The following is a 1,455-nucleotide window of genomic DNA, read 5'->3' as shown; positions in this document are numbered from 1 at the left end:
CTGATATTCCCCCGCATAGGTTACGATTGCATTTGCGATTTTCCTGGCTAATTCCATGTTCAGTCTCTTGGCATAGGTCCATCTGCTCTTTATCTGCCCGGAACCATGTTCTCTTTGAAATCTGCGAATTCTGCCCAAAACATGGTACAGCCGGTCTTTGTCACTGGGGAAATCTATAAATTTTCGTCCCAGAATAGTTCCGTCTGAACGCATGATTGTGCAAACCGCATCCGTATTGATTCCCAGATCTATGCTACAAATGATTTGCTCATTTACAGCATGCTTCGTCAATATCACATCCTCCGTATAAGAAAATCTCAGAAAATATTTTTGATGCTTCTTCTCCAGAACTGGGGCCATAGCGCAAACTCCTGACCAATGTTTTCTCAGATATTCCATATCTGTATGCAGCAGAGAAACGCGAAACCATTTCCAGTCATAACCATCATATAATTTCAGATATGCAATATCTTCCCCTGACTCGCTCGGTTTGTACATGACATCTCTGTAAAATACCGGCATCGCATGATTTTCATATACGAGCTTCGGCTTCCCTGATAAATCGCCGTTTTCCCATAATTTCATTCGTGTTTTATAAGAAGATACACTTCCAAGTGCATGCTGAATCGCTGCGCGCCTCAAGTAAGATGGCATTTTAACAAAGCGCTGATCAAAATCAAATCTGGCCACATTTTTCTTTGTATTATGTACAAGATGTTCCGCTTCATTAAACCGCTTTTGGGCATTCTCAATTTCTGAAAGTTCTTCCCATACTTCATGATAAACTTTAGTCAGATAAGAAACTGCCTGACGATAAATCCTCAGTGTATGGTGAAGGGGAATATTCTGTTTTTTAATTTCTACACCATAACTGGATACCGTCTTCATAAGATTTTCCTACTTTCGCTTTTCTTTCTCCTTCTGCCCTTCTATGTACGACAAAACCTGTTCTTTACTGCGCTCACTCACTGTCACTACACAATAGGAAGGATTCCAAAGGTGTCCACCCCACAACTGCTGTTTTAATTCCGGATGTGAAAGAAATAACTGTCTGGCAATATTTCCTTTCATGATTTTAATCATGTCAGAAATAAAGAACTGTGGGCGACAATCCACAAGCAGATGAATGTGATCCGGCATTACCTCCATAGCCAAAATCTGAAAGTGATACTCTTCCGCCAATCCTTGTAATATTTCTTTGCATTCCACATCGATTCCATTTGCTAAAACTTTTTTACGGTATTTTGTACACTATACCAAATGATACTGTAAAGAATAAACATAACCTCTACCATACGAAAGACTATTTTCCTTAATATTAAATATATTATTATCCATATTTATAGTATACCATATGTATTGCCAAGATGCAAATGTATGTTCGATTTTTATTTATATTTTTTGTACGCCTAACTCATCACTAAAGTAACGAGAATGCGGCGTGCATTTTTTCAA

At 38.4% G+C, this 1,455-nt stretch carries 1 protein-coding gene and 1 pseudogene; both read right to left on the bottom strand.

All coding sequences use genetic code 11. From position 1 onward, the window contains the following. Positions 1 to 888 (bottom strand): transposase (locus tag DW922_RS17270; RefSeq protein ID WP_118727160.1); only part of this gene is annotated, 888 nt, incomplete at its 3' end. 9 nt (positions 889 to 897) lie between these two features. Then, positions 898 to 1,338 (bottom strand): annotated as a pseudogene (gene tnpA / locus DW922_RS17265) (IS200/IS605 family transposase). Positions 1,339 to 1,455: the final 117 nt, after the last annotated feature.

The organism is Clostridium sp. AM42-4, assembly GCF_003480105.1.
In the GTDB taxonomy this organism is placed as follows: Bacteria; Bacillota; Clostridia; order Lachnospirales; family Lachnospiraceae; genus Brotaphodocola.
This window is presented reverse-complemented; position numbering and strand designations above follow the sequence as displayed.